This window comes from Candidatus Neomarinimicrobiota bacterium (genome assembly GCA_021157965.1).
Taxonomy (GTDB): domain Bacteria; phylum Fidelibacterota; class Fidelibacteria; order Fidelibacterales; family Fidelibacteraceae; genus Fidelibacter.
Window position 1 is genome coordinate 23,092 of record JAGGVO010000061.1, and the last position, 22,487, is coordinate 45,578.

Consider the following 22,487-nt stretch of genomic DNA (forward strand, 5'->3'; position numbering starts at 1 on the left):
TAGCTAATCCGTTAAATTTCGAGTCGAATCGTAACAAAGAAAGGTTGATGCATGGCAAAATCTTATCCGTTTCAAGACATCGAAAAAAAATGGCAAAGCATTTGGGAAAAGAATAAAACATTCAGGACAAAGGAAGACCCCGGGAAAGAAAAATTTTATATCCTGGACATGTTCCCTTATCCATCGGGACAGGGTTTGCATGTCGGGCATCCCGAAGGATATACAGCCAGTGATATTATTGCCCGATTCAAGAGAATGAACGGTTATAATGTTCTTCATCCCATCGGTTTTGATGCATTTGGCCTGCCGGCAGAAACTTATGCGCTTCAGACAGGCACTCATCCGCAAATCACCACCGAAAAAAATATAGCCACCTTTACCCGCCAATTGAAACAATTCGGCTTTTCATACGATTGGGACAGGGTCGTGAACACAACAGACCCGGGTTATTACAAATGGACCCAGTGGGTATTCATCCAGCTTTTCAAAAAGGGTCTGGTATATGAAGCAGAATCTCCCGTGTGGTGGTGTGAAGAACTTAAATCCGTCCTGGCCAATGAAGAAGTAGTGGATGGAAAGAGCGAGCGGGGCGGTTATCCTGTCCGCCGGATTATGCTGAAACAATGGATGCTGAAAATCACTGCTTATGCCGACCGATTACTTGAAGGACTTGATAAACTGGATTGGCCTGAAGCCATCAAAGAGATGCAAAGAAACTGGATAGGGCGCAGCGAAGGAGCTGAAGTCCTTTTTCCCGTAGATGGCCATTCTGAATCAATAAAAGTATTTACCACGCGTCCGGACACACTTTTTGGCGCCACGTATATGGTTCTTTCTCCGGAACATCCCCTTGTTGATAAAATATGCACACCGGAATATACGGATGAGGTAAAGCGATATCAGGAAGAAGCGGCTCTAAAAAGTGATTTAGACCGGACAGAACTGTCGAAAGAAAAGACAGGTGTATTTACGGGTGCTTATGCCATCAATCCGGTTAATGAGGAGAAAATTCCCATTTGGATTGCTGATTATGTGCTCATCAGTTATGGTACCGGTGCAATTATGGCTGTCCCTGCCCATGATCAGCGGGACTGGGAATTTGCCCGTAAATTTAATTTGAAAATTGTTCCGGTTCTGGAAGGCGGGGATATCATACAAGAAGCCTTCGTTGGAGACGGAACTCATATCAATTCCGGTTTTATTAACGGAATGAATAAAAAAGATGCTATCGACACCATGATCCGATGGCTGGAAGAACACAAAGCAGGGGAGAGGGCTGTCAATTATAAACTCAGGGACTGGCTTTTCTCACGACAACGGTACTGGGGTGAACCCATTCCGTTGTATAAGGACGATGAAGGTAACGTATATGCCCTGGATGAGGATGAACTCCCACTGGAATTGCCGGATGTTGAAAAATATGAACCAGCAGGCAAGGGGCAGTCGCCTTTAGCTTCCATCCGGGACTGGGTTGAATTTACCAAAAACGGGAAGAAATATTACCGGGAGACCCACACAATGCCTCAATGGGCCGGCTCTAACTGGTATTATCTGCGCTATATCGACCCCCATAATGAGGAAAAGCTGGTTGATCCCGATAAAGAAAAATACTGGATGCCGGTAGATTTCTATATCGGCGGCGCCGAGCATGCAGTTTTACATTTACTCTATGCCCGTTTCTGGCACAAAGTCCTGTATGATCTCGGAGTGGTATCTACAGATGAACCCTTCCAAAGGCTTATGAATCAGGGACTTATCCTTGGTGAAGATGGCGAGAAAATGAGTAAATCCCGTGGAAATGTTGTTAATCCCGATGATATTATTCATGAATACGGTGCAGATACATTGCGTGTATACGAAATGTTCATGGGTCCAATTGAACGTCCCAAACCCTGGTCTACACAGGGCTTAGCCGGTATAAACCGTTTTCTCAACCGGATATGGCGCCTTTTTATTGAAGAAGACGGGACACTGACAGATAAAATCACGGATGCTCCTGCATCAGAACAACTTTTAAAAGTTTATCATGAAACGGTTAAAATTCTTACTGAACATATTGAAGCATGTCGTTTTAACACTGCGATCTCTCAACTAATGGTTTTTATTAATGAGTGTTATAAAGAGGAGAATCTGAACCGTTCATTCATGAATGGATTTGTAAAGTTGTTATCACCTTTTGCACCGCACCTGTCTGAAGAACTCTGGGAAAAAATGGGAAATACAGATGAATTGGCATATTCAAGCTGGCCGGAATACGAGGAAAAATATCTTATCGAGGCAACGATTGATTATCCCGTACAGATAAACGGTAAGGTCCGAACCATCATAACCGTCCCGAAAAACATCAGCCGGGAAAATCTTGAAGCAGTTGTTTTTGAAAATGAACGTGTAAAAAAATATACAACAGGGAAGAATATCCGAAAATTCATCGTAGTCCCGGAAAAAATAATCACAATCGTGATCTGATTATTTCACTTAAAAAGTAAGTTTTATTCTTTATTTATAAAAGGGCAATAATAATTCTGTATTAATTTTTGTTTATAGTGCATCATGAAAGAAGAAAGACAGTAAAAGGAGGGACAACAATATTAAAAATCATACTTTTTCGTAACAATGCAAATAATCATCTTTTAATTTTTTAAACGCCCGAACGTGTTAGTTTACATAATACATATTATGCGCAGTATTTATAGGGGTATTTTTTGTCCTTTTTGGGCTAATAGTATCTCGGGATCACTTATCTTTCCTCTTTTTCTAAGGAATTCCACAATCTTTTTACGTTCTCCAGGCATTATATGGGTTAAATACACCTTCGATATACTGGTAGTGCTTACAAGACGAACTGCCTCCTGAACACTCAGGTGTCCCGGAATTTTATTGGGTTCACATGTACTGCTATCCAAAAAAAGTATTTCAGGATTATGTTTTTCTACTTCATTTATGTTGAAAACATCCGTATCACCACTAAAAGCTATTGATGAACTTCCGGTTCTAATTACATATCCCAGACTGCTTTCATGATGATTGACCCTAAATGGTGTGATAAGTACATCATCTATGAGGATATTTGTCCCAGAAAAAACAGGAATTATCCGATAATTGATATGCTGATATTTTTTAAACCACGGATGCCATGCCTTGAGTAATTCATCTTCTATAAAATGGGCGTAATTTGTTGAAATACAGATATTTATACTATGATTTGCAATATGATTGTCATGAATAAGCCCAAACAGAATCTCCGGAAGTCCCAGGATATGATCAGAATGGATATGAGTAAAACAAATAGTATGAATATCTTCTAAATGGTATCCTTCATTTACAATGTATTGTGCAATTCCAGGACCTGAATCTATCAGAATTGCTTTAGAAGCAATTTTTACCAAATATGATGAAGGTGCATTTCCCGGTTCAGGGACGGATGTCCCGGTACCCAGAATATGTATATGAGATGTCTTCATGGTTTAATAAATATGTCGTATATTACTGATAGTCAACAATATACAGTATTTAAATATTGGAAATTGATATAAGTTTAAAGCCTTACACCTTACACAAACTCATAACTCCCCAACTCCAAATCAATACTTTATCCTCTCAACTCTCCACTCAGTCAGTTATTCCCATTCAATCGTTGCCGGTGGCTTTGAACTGATATCATAAGCTACTCTGTTCACGCCTTTTACTTCATTAATGATACGATTTGAAATCCGACTTAATACGTCATAAGGAATATGAGCCCAATCGGCAGTCATGCCGTCCAAACTGGTCACTGCTCTGAAAACGACGGTATTTTCATACGTCCTTTCATCTCCCATAACGCCAACACTGCGAACCGGCAGGAGGACGCAAAATGCCTGCCAGATTTCCCGGTACAAGCCGTGGTTCTGCAATTCCTGAATGGCGATATAATCTGCTTTACGTAAAGTATCCAGTTTATCCCGTGTAATTTCGCCTAAAACGCGGATTGCGAGTCCTGGTCCCGGAAAAGGATGTCTGTAAAGGATTTCTTCATCTAAGCCGAGCTGGAAGCCAACTTCGCGGACTTCGTCCTTGAAAAGCTCTCTGAGAGGCTCTATAAGCTGAAAATGCATCTTTTCCGGGAGTCCACCCACATTATGGTGGCTTTTGATCGTTGCCGAAGGTCCTTTAAAAGAAATCGATTCAATCACATCAGGATAAAGTGTCCCCTGGGCTAAAAATTCAAAATTTCCAAGCTTACGGGCTTCATCCTCAAAAATGTCAATAAAGAGGTTACCGATAATCCTCCGTTTTGTTTCAGGATCAGAAACTCCTTGAAGGGCTTGCAGGAAACGTTCCTCTGCATCCACATAGACAAGTTTGATTTTAAAATGTTCACAAAAGGCCTGCCGGACATCTTCCGCTTCATTTAATCTTAAAAGGCCGTTGTTGACAAAAACACAGGTTAGCTGATCCCCGATCGCCTTATGCAAGAGAAGTGCCACAACAGAACTGTCCACTCCGCCTGATAAACCGCAAAGGACCCGCTTCCCTCCCACTTTTTCACGTATTTTTTCCAGTTGGGATTCGACAAAATTCAGGGGTGTCCAAACCGGCTGGACATCACAGATTTTCAAAATAAAATTCTTCAAAATTTCTTTACCCTGATCAGTATGTGCAACTTCGGGATGAAATTGGATGGCGTATATGTTTTTATCCTTGTTCCGGATCGCAGCTACCGGGGCATTATCCGTCCCGGCAAGTATTTCAAAGCTTCCGGGAAGGTTCTCAATCCGGTCGCCATGACTCATCCAAACCGTTAACCGTCCGTTTGCGAGCCGAAGTCCGTTGAACAAATCTTCTTCATTCAGAATGGACAGTTCGGCCCTGCCATATTCTCTTTCAGCTGCCTTATCCACACATCCGCCAAAATGTTGGGCAATCAATTGCAATCCGTAACAAATACCCAAAATGGGAATGCCCAGATCGTATATTTTGTCCTGGGGTTTCGGTGCATTGTTGGCGTATACACTGGCCGGTCCGCCTGACAATATGATTCCCTTCGGATTAAAAGCTTTTATATCCTTCAGAGACATGTTAAAGGGATGAATTTCACAATAGACATGGGATTCCCGGATTCTTCGGGCAATCAGCTGGGTCACCTGGGATCCAAAATCAAGTATAAGAATTTTTTCATTCTGAAATAGTGTTTTCATGAAATGCCTCTTAATGTGATTTGCCGCCGGTGGCGGATCATGAAGCTATGAGTTTCTGATAATGATATTTTTCCTGTCCGGACCGGTGGAAATCATCCCAAAAGGAACCTCCAGTGCATCTTCGATGAATTGAATATAGTCCTGACAGTTTTTTGGGAGCGATTGCCAGTCCGTAATCCCTTCCACAGGTTCTTGCCAACCTGCAAACTCCTGATAAATCGGATGGTTATCATGATAATCAACAGCTATTTTCAACGTATGAAATCCGGACAGGCAGCTGATTTTCGTTAAAACCAGGGTATTGAAACCATTGATTAGAATAGCTTTTTTCAGAAGGGGAAGATCCAGCCAGCCACAGCGGCGGGGGCGGCCGGTGGTAGATCCGTATTCATAACCATTTTTTCGTAGCATTTCACCATCTTCATCAAAAAGTTCCGTTGGAAAGGGTCCCTCACCTACCCGTGTAGTATAGGATTTGACGATGCCAATCCGTTGATTGAAATGGACGTAAACGCCGGATCCTGTATAAGCCCCGCCGATGGTTGTACTGGATGAAGTCACAAAGGGGTAGGTGCCATGATCAATATCCAGAAGTGTTCCCTGTGCCCCTTCATACAAAACCTCTTTTCCTGAGGCCACGGCATCGGCAATCACAGGTGCCGTATCCTTGACGAAGGGCAGAAGTTCTTGGGCGTAGTTGAAACACTCTGCCAGTTTATCTTCCATGTCCAGGGGAAATTCCCGGTCATAAACGGCTTTAGTCACCTTTTGGATTTCAGCAAGCTGGGATTCCAGAATGGATTGATACCTGTTTCCGGCAACCATATCAAAACGAATTCCGTTACGGCGGGCTTTTTGCTCGTAAGCCGGACCGATTCCCCGTTTGGTCGTACCGATATATGCATTTTGAAGTGAATCGAGCCATTTGTGCAGGGGTGTTACAATGTGGGCATTTTCAGCAATCATGAGGTGCCGGGGATCAACCGTAATCCCCTGCTTCCGTAGAGTTTCGATTTCTTTAAGGAGTAATACGGGATCCACGACACAACCATTTCCAATGATATTGACTGATTGGCCGGATATGATACCGCTGGGGATTAGATGAAGGACATATTTATTTGATCCGTGTATTACCGTATGTCCCGCATTGGCTCCACCCTGATACCGGATAACCATATCGGCATTTTCAGCCAGGGTATCTACAATTTTCCCTTTCCCCTCATCACCCCATTGGGCTCCCATAACAATTGATATACTCATAACAACACGTCCTGTCAATATTTATCGGATTTATAATCTGAAGAGTCATTCGGCATATAGATATCATGAACCTTCCCTTCCCGGATGGATAATGCCGAGACAATTTCAAGCTCTGCATTTTCATGAAACTCCCGAATATTGGTCACGCCGCAGGAAGACATGGATGCTTTGATTTTAGAGAGAGTTTCAGGCAGATTGTCCCGGAGTTTGCCGGCATACTGGACAAAGCCTTCTACTCCTTCAACAAACTTCATCTGGTAATATCGGACTGATTTCCACTCGCGGGCCCTGGCAGATCCTTCACCCCAATAGGGCTTCATAATCCGGTTATTGAGCTGAATCTTTTCCGTAGGGGATTCCTCCATCCGGGCAAAATAGCGTCCCATCATCACGTAATCCGCACCCAATGCAAGGGCAATGGTAATATCTTTAGAATCCACAATCCCTCCGTCTGCAACAACAGGAATGTATTTTCCGGTCTCTTCAAAATACCGATTCCTTTCGTTAACGACATCAATAATTGCCGATGCAAGTCCGCGCCCCGTTCCTTTTTGTTCCTGAGTAATGCAAATGGATCCTCCGCCCATACCGACTTTCACGGCCCGTGCGCCGCAATCCACCAGAAATCGAAAGCCTTTCCCCGTGATAATATTGCCTCCGATCACCGGAAGATAGGGATAATATGCCGTGATCCATTCAAGGGTTCGCTTTTGATAGACTGAAAAACCATCAGATGAATCCACTGTCAAAATATCAGCACCGGCTTCTTCCAATGCCGGGACACGCTCTTTGTAATCGTGGGTATTAACCGCCGCTCCAGTAAGCAGGCGTTTCCGGTCATCCAGCAATTCCATGGGATAATTCATGTGATTGCGGATATCTTTCCGGAAAACAAGATTTTTCAGCCGATCATCCTCATTAACAATGGGAAGAACACTCTGATGACTTTCTCTCAGCAGTTTATTGGCTTCTTTGATATCAGAAATATTGACTCCAACAACCAGCTGATCCCTGGGAATCATTCTCTCGGAAACTTTCAGTTGAGCATGATGGGTTCCGCTGTAATCATTTTTCGTTAGAATACCCAACAGTTTATGGTTGACATCAACAACGGGAAATGTATTGAAGCCTTTACTTTTACTGATTTCGAAAACATCTCCAATCAGCATATCCGGGTGGACATAGAAAGGATCCACAAAACCGGCCTTATAACTTTTAATATCCCGGATCATGGCCGCTTCATTCTCTATCGTTTGTGAACAAAATATAAAAGCCAGTCCACCCAGCCTGGCCAGTTCAATTCCCATTTCCACACCGGAAACACTCTGCATGGCAGCTGAAACAACCGGAATATTGAGCTTGAATTTTTGCTCACCCTCAGGAGTCCACGCCAACGTCGTTTCAAGGGATATCTGATCAATGGAAGTTTCATCTGTTGTGTATCCCGGTAAAAGACGGTATTCCATGAGGGTCCGGGAAGGTTCATTAATGATTTTTTTTGCCATGACTCTCCTTATGAAATTTTCCTTAATTGCCTGTCATTCAAGAATATATCTATGATAAGATATTCTTGATTTCTGCATGTGAATCGTATGACCGGATTCATCACAGACAAATATTTTTGAGCAGCTGAAAGAGAAAATGAATGGGTTGAATGTGTCCAGGTGGGGATCTGCGTTATCATGTCGGGAAATTAAGAAAAATGTTGACTGAAATGAACGATTTTACGTTGTAATTAGTTATTAAAATAACCTGCAAATGAATCTTAATCTCAATCTATTTCAAATCAACGCGATAAAAAGATTACTAACAGTGGAATAATAAAGAAAAAGATGAGCAAAAAGAGAATGGATATATATCGATTATTATAAACAAGTCCTGAAAATTTCTTTGCGCCCCAAAGTGGAATATTGCGTAAAAACGGAATAGAAAGAATTAGTATAGCTCCGATTACATTGAACATAAAGTGGGCAAAGGCAACGATCAATGCCTCAGTTTTACCAGTGACAAGAGAAGCCAGAATTGCCGTGATCGTTGTGCCGATATTAGCCCCGATGGTATAGGGAAAAACCTGATACAGAGTCAGAATACCCGAACCTACAATAGGTACAATTAATGACGTGGTAATGGAACTGCTCTGGACAAGAACAGTCAGGATCAAACCAAAGGCAAGGGCAGTGAATGTAGATTTAAAAATAACTTTATCGAAAAAGTTTTCTGCCTTGTTAATGAATACACTTTTCAAGACCACAACGATATACCGGAGTGCAATGAAGAGAAGCACAAGAGCCATAATAACAATGAGAACAGGATTTTTATTTAAAAACTCCGCAAGCCAGGATGCAACAGGCCCGACAACCAATTTAAGTGGACTTTTAAATGTGACTCCGGATGACCCGACAAAAATATCTGCCAGTTTTTTAGATAAAACACCCAGTATGTTGAAGGATATTTGCAGCGGAAAAAGGATCAGGACCGCAAGGATATTGAAAAAATCATGGACAACAGCTGCTGAGAAGGCATCCCGGAATTCGTTGCGTCTGGATAAGGATCCCATTGAAACAATAATATTGGTTACGGATGTTCCGATATTGGATCCCATCACAATGGGAATGGCTCCTGAAATAGTCAGCGTCCCTCCCGCCACCATCCCGACAACTATGGATGTAACCGTAGAAGAACTCTGTACCATGCTGGTAACAAGAATCCCAATAAAAAGCCCGACAAATGGTGAAGATGTGGTTTCCATCAACGCATGGGCAAACTCTTTGCCGAACAACTTAAAACCCAAACCAATCAATTCAATACTGAGAAGAAAAATGTATAACAGGCCAAGAATCTGTAATGTTTTAATCAGTCCGCTTTTGTATTTGTTCATGAACTCCCTGGGTTTTTCATGGACAGCCGCTTTTCAAAGCCGGAAAATACACGGAATAATCCGCATTTTAAATTAATTCACTATGAATTGTGTGTTAAGATATAGTTAAGATTTCTTAAGGGCAATGAGATTTTCTGTATTAAGAATGACTTGAATCCTTACCATTACTTTTATGAATTATTCTATCATACTGGTTTACAACGACATACTTTTGACTGTAATAGATAATTAAAACAATGTAAAAATTTCTTTGGGATAGTTGAAATTAAGGGATTATAAATAATTTTAATTTTGACTTATCCGTTAAAAATAAATAGCTTATATGTCCAATAAATCCGGGGAAAAGGTGAATATTTTCACATCTTACACATTTGGACAAACAGAAAATAATCAGATCGATTATTTTACTGGTATCAAGCGGGAGTTGCATTGAAAAAAGCGATTTTCAGAAGAATTCACTTTCTGTATGTCATTATAGCGGTTTTTATCTTAATCATTCAATCAAGTGCCTATGGACAGCGACGCAGTGGACCTGTTTCGGATATTCAAATGAAAAAAAGCAGCGCCGGCGTTGCCGATTATGTCCATTATACGACGGTGGGACAATTGGGTTTAACGGTCACAAATTTTGGAATCATTGGCGAAGGATATAACAATCCGGATCAACCAAGTTTCATGTACAAACAATATCCCGACAATATTAAGGAACAAGTGGAACACATGAGCTATGGCGGTTTATGGATCGGTGGAATTGTTGGAGATGTGAAACGGGTTTCAACGGCCATTGTGGACGGTGTATTTGATTACGGATCAGAAGGATTTGAATTTACAGATAACGGTGATTCAATTTATGTTCGTTCCTCTATTACTACCAGCCGCTACTATTCTCCCGATGCCGTCAGTCATCAGGATTTTATCACCCGGTTTCATGATATGAGCCCGGTTGTTGAACACACACCCATGAATTTAGAAGTTAATTTACAGACTCATGCCTGGAATTATAAGTTTGCAGAAGCTTTTGTGATTCTGGATTATTTTATTGTCAATAAGGGTACCGATGTAATTAAAGACGTTTATGTTGGCTTGTGGGCAGATGCTGCTGTCGGAAACATGAACTATACAAGTATTTATGAAAATGGCGGCGGTTGGAGCTGGTATGATAATCAGAATGGATTTGATCAATCTGATTTTGACCCTATGCCGGACGATAATGTCCCGGGCTTTCCCCGGAATATAGCTTACCAGTTCGATGCGGACGGAGATAACGGATATGCCGAAAGTTATGTGGGATTTTCCTGTCTCGGATCGGAAACGGTTCCAAGGGAATATTGGGATACTCAGTATAATCAATGGCCGTGGCAGGCAGCATCCAATATGACCTATCCGGATTACTTTATGCCGGTTGATGACAATCAGCGCTATGATAAGATGAAAACGTCGGTTCCCAAAGGTGATCCGAGTACTTATCCCGATCTCTACACGGAGGATGGATACCCCAGTCAGCCCAACAGTTGGATGATACTCATCTCAGCCGGTCCATTCGGGACACATCCGGCAAATGAAGACAGCACAGCCTGGAATTTTTATCCCGGAGACACATTAAATGTAGTATATGCTGTAGGGTGTGGGCGTTGGGCAACTAATGAATTAAAAGATTCACCGGAGAGGCGTGAACTCCTTCGGGCAAACCTGGACTGGGCCCAGAAGGCCTATAACGGCGAAGACAGCAACGGAAACGGCGTTCTGGATGATTGGGAAGATCAGGATGGGGATGGGGTACTGGATCGCTATATACTCCCTTCTCCCCCACCCTCTCCCCGCCTTCATATTGAAGTGGAAGCCGGTAAAGCTATTTTGTACTGGGATAATTCTCCTGAAGATTTCGAGGACCCTATCAGCCGGAAAAAGGACTTTGAAGGATACCGGATTTACGCACGCCGTAAAACAAGTGGCATTGATAAACAGTGGACACTTTTAGGACAAATTGACAAGAAAAATGATATTGGATTCAACAGTGGATTGGATGTCCTCCGGATAAAAGATGAATATGGAAATCCGTCCTATACCGTTTTTGGTCCGGACACATTTTACTATAAGTTTGAAAATACTGGCATACTTAACGGGTGGCCGGATAAAAATGTATTTTCCGTGACCTCCTTTGATACCGGTGATCCTGCCACGGGACTCGTATCTCTGGAGTCCAGCACACTGGAAAACCGTACGGCGGTTGTTGCCGGGCAGTCTCCGGCTAATCCGGAAGAAGAATGGATAACGGGAGTTTATCCCAATCCCTATAATGCTCATGCAGCCTGGGACGGTCTGGGAGTTCGTGAGCGGATGATATGGTTCTATGGCTTACCCCGTAAAGCAACTATCAGGATATTTACCATTGCCGGTGAATTGATTAAAACCATTGACCATGATGCCGATACATATAACGGATCAGATATTATGTCCCTGAAAGAACTTTCCACATCAAATACCGTTTATGCCGGTGGAGAACACGCATGGGATCTTATCACCGACTATGATCAGGCGACGGCAACCGGACTTTATCTTTATTCCATCGAAGATAAAGAGTCCGGTAAAAAACAAACCGGCCGCTTTTTGATCATTAAGTAGAGAACAATAAACAAAGGAGATGTGATATGAAAAAACTGCTAACCGTTGTACTGATAGCGGTCCTGGTAACAACTGTTTTTGCCCAGATTACGCCTATCAGGGATATTCAGTACACAACGGATGCCAGTGGTGATTCTCCCTTGAACGGACAAACTGTAACCATATCAGGTATTGTAACGGCAGAGCCCTATGCCTATGGGAACAAATATTTTTTCGTTCAGGATGATAATGCGCCCTGGTCCGGAATTTTTGTGTATGACAGCGCTCCCGATGATATTTTGATTGCCGAGGGAGACAGTGTGACATTAACAGGTACTGTCGAGGAAAAATATGGAATGACTCGTTTTACCGATCTCACATCAATTGTCATTGAAGAAAAAGGTGTTTTCGGTATTGAACCAATCGTCGTCACTGCAGATCAGATAGCCACAGGAGCTGCCGAATCAGAATCCTATGAGGCAGTGCTTGTCCAGATCAGGGATGTTGCCGTGGCAAATCCCGATGAAGGATACGGTGAGTGGTCTGTAACAGATGGTACGGACACTGTAATGGTTGATAATGGAAATTACTATTTCTGGCCCGCAGAATATGATTCGATTAAATCCATTACCGGCCCCCTCAACTATGATTACAACAACCGTAAAATTGCTCCCCGAATTGCCTATGATATTGTAGAAGGTGTGAAAAAAGGGCAGGATAAAATATATACCCGCATTCAGAGAATTCAGCAGGTTCGGTATTCGGACCTGGTAAAAGCAGGAGAAGATGCCGAATCTGATGTATCTTATCTGGTGAGAGAATCCGGTGACAGTTCACTGTTGACCGTTCGGGGAATAGTTACCATGCCTACTGGTATCAGTTATGCCGGAGACGGGATTAAATTTATTCTTTCGGATCCTCACGGCGGTCCCTGGAGTGCCATCCTTTCATATAATGCTGATTCAACCATCTATCCCGTCCTTTTCCCCGGTGATGAGATTGAAATGACCGGATATGTGGGTGAATACACCACAGGTGATGCGAACATGACGGAATTCTGGCTTGTTGGGGATATTGAAATCATGAATTTCGAACAGCCTCTTCCGGATACTCCTCTTGTGAAAACAGGAGACCTGCGGTGGCCCACGACCGCCGAACAATGGGGAAATGTCTTTGTAAAAGTTGAAAACTGTGTCGTTACAAACAATGATCTCCAATATGAAGTTATGGAAATTAATGATGGATCCGGGGCTGCATTGGTTGATGATGATTCAGACAGCCTGAGAAACTATATAGTACCTCCTGTTGGAACGCAGCTGCAGAGTGTTGTTGGATGGATTTATCATCACTACGGCAGTTATGCAGATTCCACAACGTATAAAATTGAACCACTTTATGAACGGGATATTGTAACCGGTGAAGGTCCTGCACTTCTGACCGATGCTTCAAGAACACCTCAACTTCCCTCCTCTTCTGATGCCGTAACGGTTCAGGTGAAAGCCGTCACGAACCGGTCAATAACCGATGCCAAAGTCTTTTATCGCGTGGACAATGCCGGCTCTTATACGGAAGTTATCATGTATGATCAGGGCGACAAGGTTTTTGCCGGAGAAATTCCAGCTCAGGCAGAGGGTGCCTTCGTTGATTATTATTTCTATGTTGAGGATGAAAAGGGCGGTGTGTCTACATTACCGTCAGATATAAATCTCAAAAACTTCTCTTATGTGGTGACAGATGGTAATCCTGTGATCAGGGATATCCAGTTTACACATTGGGCCAATGGTGAATCACCATTCCACGGCTCTACCGTGACTGTCACCGGATATATCACTGCCGGACAGGGATATGTTACGCATTTTACCAATAGTGGTGTCAGTGCCCTGCCCATGGCCGATGCCAGTGGTCCATGGAACGGCATTTTCATTCTTGCCACACCTGAACAGCTTGCCGGACTCCAGTATGGCCAGGAAGTCACTGTAACCGGCAGAGTTGATGATAACTACGATGATTACTGGAGATGGCAGAAAAACACCTATATTGTCGCTGATTCAATCGTTGCAGGCGATGTTTCAGAACCACCCGCTCCCGCAAGAGTTTCTATCTCGGATATTGCTGCCGATCACGAATCTTTCGAAGGTGTTGAAGTAAATCTGGCCGATTTTTCACAAATCGCTTCCATCAATCAGTATGATATCACCATAACAAATGGAAGTGACAGCATATTGCTCGATGACGATTGTGTTCCTTCCGAAATCTTTACCATTGTCAGCAATGAATATGCTGTCATCGGCGGCACTGACACGGTAGGTATCGGTGATTACCTTGATATCGTAAAAGGTGTTTACCAGTTCACCTATGGCACCTTTAAGATTGAAGTCCGGGACGGAACGGATCTTGGGCTGACATCAGCAACCGAGCCTGTAGTACCAACCACATATACCTTGTATCAGAATTATCCCAATCCCTTTAATCCCTCTACCACTATCTCATTCTCACTCCCTGAACAAACTCTGGTATCAATTCAGATTTACAATGTCAGAGGACAGTTAATTCATACGCTGACAAACAGTGTTTATGCACCCGGACAACATACTTTAACATGGAAACCGATCAATCTCAGTAGCGGTATTTATCTGTACAAGATCAATGCCGGTGATTTCAACGCTGTAAAAAAGATGACGTATCTTAAATAGAAATCTTGTTTAAAAGGGGGGATTCAACTCCCCCCTTTTATTCATTCATGAAATGACAGAAAGCATGAAATATCAAATCATCACGGGGAAATCCGGAAAATTGGCGACACCATGGCTTTCATGCAACCCTGATTTTGATGGGGTGAGAATCAGATCAATCATGAGAGGTATCCATGAGAAATAGAGTATTTGTTGGAATTTTGTTTTTATTAACACTTCTCATGTGGAATTGTGAAAATCCATTTACGCCGAATATCCCGGAAACAACCTATACCAATCTGGCCCCCGAAACGCATATATCCATAATTTATCATCCGGATACGGTATTAACTGTCGGTGATTACTGGATTAATGAAGGAGACACAATTTGGATTGAAGAAAACGACAGTCTAATCCTCGGACTCGATACAACAGTCAGTGTCAAAGAGGTATTCTGGTGGGGTGATGACCCGGATGGTGAAGTAATCGGATATTATTATCAATGGAGTTTTATGCCTGAACGTGTATTCACACAACAGGAATCCGATACATTTTATCTGCCTTTACGAAGCAAATTTGATATATATAGCATAAAAGTCTGGGCTGTTGATAATGACAGTTTGGAAGACAGTACACCGGCTGCCGCAAGTTTTCCTGTTTACAATTCCCCGCCCGTTCTGGAATGGAAATTGAACTCCCTCCCTTCTGTTGCAACTACCCCGAATGTTGTCCATCAGTCTTTTACACACCACTCTTTTTTCTGGGATGTTTACGATCTGGACGGTTTGGAAACAATCACAGCCATTTATTGGGCTTTGGATGATACAAGCACATGGCACCGGCTGGATGGGGATCAGCGCTCCATTTTCCTTGAGAATTTGGAACCAGGAACTCACAGAATCTTTTTTCAGGCACAGGACATTGCAGGAGCAAAATCGAATGTTATTTCCTTTCCCGATCCCGAAGATGATGAGATTCCAAATACGTGGAAAGTGATTGCACCTGTCGGCGATTATCTGATTGTCAATGACTATGCAAGTGACCAGCTTAATTATACTCATCAGAATTTTTATAAAGAAATATTTGATAAGATCATTGGTGCGGATCATTATTCTGTCTGGGAAATCGGGGATAATGTCAACAATGCCCATAATTCAATCCCTTACAGCACGCAGGATATAGAATACAATTTGAGTTATTTTAAGAATGTTTTTTGGTTTACATTCAGGGGGGAAAACTCCATCAACCAGTCTGCCCTGGCTCTGACACGATTTGTCGCTGATGGTGGTATTCTCTTTATGAATAATGCCATGAAAGGCGGTACACTGGCAGATACAACCTGGAGTTTCACCAGTATTGATACTATGTATTTTTTTAGTAAAACGGGGCGGGTTCTGCCGGGGACGAAAATCGATGCATTCTGGGGAAATTCAGAGCTGGATTCAACATTGGCTTTATCACTGGGGTCTACCCTGGCCGACCGTTTATGGGCTATAGAACCCGGGGAAAATGCTGTCATACGATACCGGTTTGAGGATGCCGGTCCGAACGGGCGATCCTATAATGGCGCACCCGGAATTATGACCGAAACCCGAATAAACGATGGTATTTGCTATTATATGACCATCCCCCTTTACTACTGTAATGGAAATGATAATGTAGATAGACTTTTTAAACACGTATTTGAATTGGAATGATGAAACATACAATAATAATTAAAATACTTCTCTTCATTGTCCTTAGTACATCTTTGGTATATGCTGCGACTATCCGCGGAACAGTTACAGATGCAGATACGGGTGAACCCCTGCCGGGAGCAAATATCATTTTAAAAGGGACATATTACGGTGCCGCATCTGATGTGGATGGGACGTATGTGATTCCGAATGTATCTTCCGGAAGTTACGATCTTGAGGTCTCCATGATGGGTTATACCGTTCAGATTCACGGCGGCATTGATGTTTCTAAACGGGAAACACGCGTTCTGAATATTCAACTGAAACCAACCGTTTTGGCTTTAGGACAAGAGGTGACGGTGATTGGTGAACGTCCGATTATTGACGCAGATGCCACCGGTTCTTCTGTCAATGTAAGCGCCAGCGATCTGGAAAATTCCATAGTGGAGAGTGTCAGCGATATTGTGGCCCAGCAAACCGGTGTATCGAAAAGCGGAGATAATGAAATTCACATCCGGGGAGGGCGTGTTGATGAAGGACAATTTATTGTGGACGGACTTTCTATTAAAGATCCGTTGACTGGAGCCACAAACAGTCTGTATGTAAATCCAAATGCCATCGAAGAATTGGAATTCATTACCGGAGGGTTTAACGCAGAATATGGGCAAGCGATGTCCGGTATTATTGACATCAAATTAAAGGAAGGCGCCAAACAACTGGAAGGTTCCGCAAGATATAAGACAGATAAAATTTTATCTGATAATTTCAACACAGACAATATTGAGTTTACTCTGGGGGGCCCGCTGTTTAGGAACAATGAGAAAATTCCGGGAAATTTCTCCTATTTTCTGAGTGGTTATCTTTATCTGACAGACACTTATTTACCTACAGCAGGTCCTTTGTATCCTTATCGTGAATGGACCGATATTTTTGTCAGCCGGGAGGAAAATAACTTCAGCGGCATGGTCAAACTGAGCTGGTTGATTACCCCAAAACATAAATTTGCCGTTTCTTATAACCATAGTGCCAATGTCGACAGGGACTATGATTATGCCTATAAAGAAATCATGGATAATTACCCCACTACAACCCGGGAATCACAGGTTGTTAATATTATTTGGACACATACGCTGAATTCTCATCTTTTTTACAATATGAACCTGGGATATTTTTATACCGGAAAGCACGATGCGGTTAAAAATAAACACTGGTCCGAATACAATGAAGTCCTTGATTTGGATCCCACCTCTTATACTCCTTTGGATCCTTTTGGAAATCTTCGTGTCTACAATGGTGATGAGTTCTGGGATCATGGTGATGCACCGTATTGGTATGATTACTTCAGTAAAAACTATTCTTTTGAAGCAGATATTACATGGCAACCCAATACACGGCATACAGTCAAAGGGGGATACAATCATCGTAAAACTGATATGCAGGTCATAGATATCTATAAACCTTGGGCAGGCAGTGGTTCAGGTTTGGGTGAATCCTTCGATTATTATACCGTATCACCATCAGATGGAGCCTTTTATATCCAGGATAAAATTACGTTTGAAGGTATGATTGCCAATATAGGACTGCGCTATGATTACTGGATTATCGGGGAATATGTGGAAGATATTGTGAATAATCCCGATATCCTTACCATTACCCCTGAAGGGAAAAAACGCTTTATAAATGAAACGTTCAATCTTCTGGGGCGGAGAGCCAAGGGTCACTTAAGCCCGCGTCTGGGAATCAGCCATCCGGTTACTGATAACGATGTCCTGTATTTTAATTATGGTCATTTCAGTCAATTACCAACCTACAACTATGTTTATGCCAACCTCACAAGCCGTTCGGAAAATCCCTATTCCCTCATAGGGAATCCCAATTTGAATCCTAAGACAACAGTCGCCTATGAATTGGGCATTAAACATAAATTTTCAAAATCCACGGCTATCGAATTCAAAGCTTATTATAAAGATATGTTCGATTACGAAACCTCACAACGGATTACCAGTTTTAATCCCCTTGTGGGGAATTACAGCATGCTGATCTACATTAATGCTGATTATGCCCGGTCCAGGGGTATAGAAATCACTTTTCGCCGCCTGTACGGACGGTATTTTTCCGGTGATGCATCCTTTTCATACGCTATCAGTACAGGAAAATCATCAAGGCCGGATGATAATTTGCTGATTGAAGCAGGCATGCTTTCTCAAAAACCCCTTTCAGAAAATTACCTTTCGTGGGATGAACCCTTTCGACTTCGTGGAAATCTTCGGTTTAACATGTTTGAAGACACACCTCCCAGGCTTTTCGGTATGAGAATCCCCAACAATTGGAAACTGAATATCCATTTTGATGCCCAGTCAGGCCAGCGATATACACCCAGTGTTGCCACAGACACTATTCAGGTTGAAGATGGAACCTGGATTTTTCTGGGTACCTCCATGTCGGATAATCCATACGGAGCTATCGCTGATCCTTTTGTAACAATCGATGTTAAATTTACCAAGGAATATTATTTTAAATCCTTCCGATATGGATTTTACATTGATGCTCAAAATGTGTTCAACCATAAAATTCCCAGAAGAATAAACCCCTTTACCGGCAAGCCCTATGATCCCGGTGAAATTATATCCTATGTCTACTTAGGCGGCAGAAATCCGAATTATGATCCATCACGGTATTATGTTCCCAGACAGGTGTCTTTGGGTGCGTTTTTAATGTTTTAAATCATTAGCTGACGGAATACAATGAAACGAAAACATATCATATTAACACTCCTCATTCTCACAACCACACTCCATGCCGGAGGATTATTGCCTCAGCTGGGCGGACAACGTGCCGGTACATCATCTCTGACATTCCTGAAAATAAAACCCAGTGCAAGAGCATCCGGTATGGCCGGGGCTTTTACTGCTATTGCCGGAGATGCATCAATCATACAATACAATCCGGGAGGACTTATTCAGCTTGAAAATCCATCCGTTACGTTCAGTCATTTGGATTGGTATGCCGATATTGATTTTGAATATTTTGCCGTGAGTTATCCATTTCGTAATTGGGCCTTAGGCTTTGAAGCAGGTACTCTTCACATGCCTGCCATGGAAGTGACTACAGAATATAAACCCTATGGTTCCGGAGAATACTTTACCTTCACCGATTATTTTGCCGGTCTTTCCTTCTCCCGAAAAATGAGTGAACGGTTCAGTTTCGGCATTTCAGGGCGTATCGCCCGGGAAGAATACCTGAATTTTAAAAGCACAAATATTCTCATGGACTTAGGGACCTATTATTTTACCGGTTTTAAAGACCTGAGAATTGCTGTTGCTTTTTTGAATTTCGGCCCTCCAACGGCACCTGAAGGCACGTATGAGTATGTCAATGCCGAAGGATATACCGAGGCCCGTGAGTATGAAAAGTTTTCTCCACCCACCACTTTCCATCTGGGTTCAGCCATAACCCTTCTTGAACGTCAGGCAGTTAACTGGCTTGTATCTGCCCAATTAAACCATCCCGTTGACAATGCAGAGTATTTTGCTTTCGGCACTGAAGTAACTCTGTTAAAGACACTTGTTCTTAGAGCCGGTTTTGATACAAATAAAGATCATAATCCCCTCTCTTTTGGGTTAGGTTTTAAAGCAGAGAAATGGGGACAATCTCTGATGATTGATTACGCATACAGGGACAATGAATATTTGAACCCGACACAACAATTTCAGATATCTTACAATTTCTAGGACGGATAATGGGACACATAAAATTGATATTACTGTTATTCACGCTTTTTTTCCTGACTTCATGTATTGACACCATGGAGTTGCCTACCGCCGAGAATGATAATCCGACAGGAATATATGAAGATAAAGATGCATTTATAGAAATAACTCCCCGGTGGAATTTCAGTGATTTGGGTATCAGCTCACTTTCCGACATGGAAACTACGGAAGATGGCCATCTTTATCTTGCGGATCCAGTTAGCCATCTCATATCTGTTGTCCGTCCAAGTGGAAAACGGGAATCGGGTGTATATGAACCACTTCAGCAACTTACATTTAAGGGTTCCCCCCTTTCACCAGTTTCAGTTTCACTGGACAATCGATTTATTCTTTATTTCACGAATAGAAGCGACACTGTCTATGCCTGGTTTCAATATTTGAATATGGCAGGTGTCGAGGGTATTGTCACATCCTTTGATTATCGTGTGGAGGGTGAAATTATTACAGAGGATCCATACATCGGTGAGTTTACAGAGGGATACAATCGTCTTGACCATAGCGAAGTTCTTAATACGGACCCCGCTCTGATTGACTCTCTTTTAGGTATAGTCCCTGTTTATGCATCGCGTGACAAATCCAACCGTGAAGCCACAATTGATCCCATTGATGGAAGTGTTTTAGGTAATAATCCTGTCTATGCATCTTTACCAAAATCATTTATAGCTGTAGCTGACGAGAGCGTGGAATCCCGCCATATTGCTGTCATGGATTCATTAAACAATAGACTGATAAATTTTAAATTAATCCCAACCTATTTGTTGAAATTAAAAAATGGTTCCTTTGTCTGGCATTTAAAAGGGGTCTATGATAATCTTTTGGTTTCTGAAGGAACAGGTGCCGGGACAATCTCGGAACCGAACAGCTTATATAGTGATGATAACGGTAATTTATTATATACACAGTATGGCGATTACTTTGGTTTTCATAAACTTTGTACGGGCACGTATACAACAGCTTTTACTTATGGTACAGATGAAATCATGGATTTAGGTCGCTTTAAATCTCCCATGGATGCCGTAGTGGGTGACGACGGTGCCATATTTATCCTCGATTCAACCATAAATGCCGTCTTGAAATTCAGTCCGCAAGGTAATTTTCAAAAATTTGTTGCAATCCGGGAGGAATGGATCAAACAGACAGATACAACCTGGGTGGACGGTGAAATGGTTCTCAAGGATACTTTGATCCAGGTATCATATCATGATCTTCTCGCTTCTCCAAAGGCACTGAGTTTTCATGATGAAGTTTTGTATGTTTCAGATAACGGGAATCAAAGAATTTTGCGGTTTACCCGAACCAAAGCGGGTATCGAAGATCCCAATCCTTTTGATTAGTAGTGGATACTTGTAATTTTTATCTTAAAGAAAAAGAGTCCTGAATTCAGGACTCTTTTCATATAATTATTTCTTTTAAGGGTTAACTGTAATTGTTTGGGTTGTTGTGCCTACCTGGTCATCGTCGTCAATAACCTCAAGCCGAATTGTTTTATTTCCTGCAGCATCATAAACATGCTTTTTTGTAGCATTGGATTCATATCCCGTATCCCAGCTACCATCATCTTCCCAATCCCACCTGTAGCGAAGAGTATACTCATAATTAGCAGTATCAAATGATTCTGAAGCGTCAACAGTCAACGTATCACCTACATTGATTGTTGTAGAGCTTACTGAAAAGATAGCAGTAGGAGCGTAATAAACAGTAGTGGATACATTTATTGTAGCCGTTGCCTCATCAACCAATCCCTGCGAATCTATTACAATCAACTTAACGACATAGGATCCGGCACTTTCGAATTTATATGTTGCAGTATACACAGATAGCGTATCTGTATCCCAATTACCGTCATTATCCCAATCCCAAATGTAAAGCAGGTTTTGACCATCCTCCAAATCGACTGAATTTGATGCATCAAATTCAAAAATAGTACCGATATATCCGGATTCCGGAGTTACCGTAAATCCTGCAGTCGGTGCCTGATTTTCATATTCGGTGATCGTGTAACTGATTGTGGCATCATCGGTCAATCCTCCACTGTCCTTAACACGTGCTGTTACCGGATAAATACCTGCAATGTTGAATTGATGTTCCATGAGTTGGCTGACAGGTTGATATGGTGTTTCAAAAGTCCCGTCACCGTCCCAATCCCAGCGAACCTGTAAATTAGATGCATTATCTTCGGCATCATAAGAATCTGACGCATCAAAGGTGAAGACTGTTTCGGTTGTTCCGGTGCTGTAATTGGCAGTAAACACCGCCACAGGAGCCGTATTCACTGCGGCCACATAAATATCCTTCGTCGCCTGAGCCGTGGCTCCCTCGGTGTCCCGAACCTCCAGGGTCACTGTGTAATTACCTGCCGTGGTAAATGTATGCGTGAGAGTCTTTGTGGTGCTGTAACCCGTATCCCAGGATCCGTCACTCTCCCAGTCCCAACGCACTTCAAGAGAGGCCAA

General features: G+C 42.3%; 13 protein-coding genes. 7 read left to right on the top strand and 6 right to left on the bottom strand.

Features of this window, described 5'->3' with window-relative positions; translation table 11 throughout:
- Nucleotides 1-51 precede the first annotated feature (51 nt).
- On the top strand, nt 52-2,466 hold the full coding sequence (locus J7K63_10020; GenBank protein ID MCD6235356.1) for a leucine--tRNA ligase: 2,415 nt from the start codon (nt 52-54) through the stop codon (nt 2,464-2,466).
- A 221-nt stretch (nt 2,467-2,687) separates the two neighbouring features.
- Here the strand turns inward: J7K63_10020 and J7K63_10025 are convergent, their stop codons facing one another.
- The 5 genes from J7K63_10025 to J7K63_10045 form a co-directional block, all read right to left on the bottom strand.
- Entirely contained in the window at nt 2,688-3,461 is a 774-nt protein-coding gene (locus J7K63_10025; protein MCD6235357.1) for a ribonuclease Z, read from the bottom strand.
- Nucleotides 3,462-3,617: 156 nt separating this feature from the next.
- Entirely contained in the window at nt 3,618-5,177 is a 1,560-nt protein-coding gene (gene guaA, locus J7K63_10030) for a glutamine-hydrolyzing GMP synthase (GenBank protein MCD6235358.1), read from the bottom strand.
- Between the two features lie 45 nt (nt 5,178-5,222).
- The gene (locus J7K63_10035; GenBank protein ID MCD6235359.1) at nt 5,223-6,437 is read right to left on the bottom strand and encodes an adenylosuccinate synthase; all 1,215 of its coding nucleotides are present in this window, start codon (nt 6,435-6,437) and stop codon (nt 5,223-5,225) included.
- Between the two features lie 14 nt (nt 6,438-6,451).
- The gene (locus J7K63_10040; protein MCD6235360.1) at nt 6,452-7,942 is read right to left on the bottom strand and encodes an IMP dehydrogenase; all 1,491 of its coding nucleotides are present in this window, start codon (nt 7,940-7,942) and stop codon (nt 6,452-6,454) included.
- Nucleotides 7,943-8,223: 281 nt separating this feature from the next.
- Complete coding sequence (locus J7K63_10045; GenBank protein ID MCD6235361.1) at nt 8,224-9,315, bottom strand: Na/Pi symporter; 1,092 nt, start codon at nt 9,313-9,315, stop codon at nt 8,224-8,226.
- A 549-nt stretch (nt 9,316-9,864) separates the two neighbouring features.
- On the opposite strand from J7K63_10045, the gene J7K63_10050 reads away from it, so the two are divergent.
- The 6 genes from J7K63_10050 to J7K63_10075 all read left to right on the top strand — a co-directional run bounded on the left by J7K63_10050 (nt 9,865) and on the right by J7K63_10075 (nt 21,368).
- The gene (locus tag J7K63_10050; GenBank protein ID MCD6235362.1) at nt 9,865-11,937 is read left to right on the top strand and encodes a hypothetical protein; all 2,073 of its coding nucleotides are present in this window, start codon (nt 9,865-9,867) and stop codon (nt 11,935-11,937) included.
- A 26-nt stretch (nt 11,938-11,963) separates the two neighbouring features.
- Nucleotides 11,964-14,609 (top strand): T9SS type A sorting domain-containing protein, encoded by a 2,646-nt coding sequence (locus tag J7K63_10055; GenBank protein MCD6235363.1) that lies wholly within the window; start codon nt 11,964-11,966, stop codon nt 14,607-14,609.
- 173 nt (nt 14,610-14,782) lie between these two features.
- A complete protein-coding gene (locus J7K63_10060) occupies nt 14,783-16,285 on the top strand; it encodes a hypothetical protein (protein MCD6235364.1) in 1,503 nt (500 codons plus the stop codon).
- Nucleotides 16,285-18,987: a TonB-dependent receptor gene (locus J7K63_10065; GenBank protein ID MCD6235365.1), complete on the top strand. Its 2,703-nt coding sequence runs from the start codon at nt 16,285-16,287 to the stop codon at nt 18,985-18,987. Before J7K63_10060 ends, J7K63_10065 begins: the two co-directional genes overlap by 1 nt.
- A 21-nt stretch (nt 18,988-19,008) precedes the next feature.
- Entirely contained in the window at nt 19,009-19,995 is a 987-nt protein-coding gene (locus tag J7K63_10070; GenBank protein ID MCD6235366.1) for a PorV/PorQ family protein, read from the top strand.
- 8 nt (nt 19,996-20,003) lie between these two features.
- Nucleotides 20,004-21,368 carry a hypothetical protein gene (locus J7K63_10075; protein ID MCD6235367.1) on the top strand — a complete coding sequence of 455 codons (1,365 nt, stop codon included), beginning with the start codon at nt 20,004-20,006 and terminating at the stop codon, nt 21,366-21,368.
- 75 nt (nt 21,369-21,443) lie between these two features.
- Here the strand turns inward: J7K63_10075 and J7K63_10080 are convergent.
- On the bottom strand, nt 21,444-22,487 hold a 1,044-nt coding region (locus J7K63_10080; GenBank protein ID MCD6235368.1), incomplete at its 5' end, for a hypothetical protein.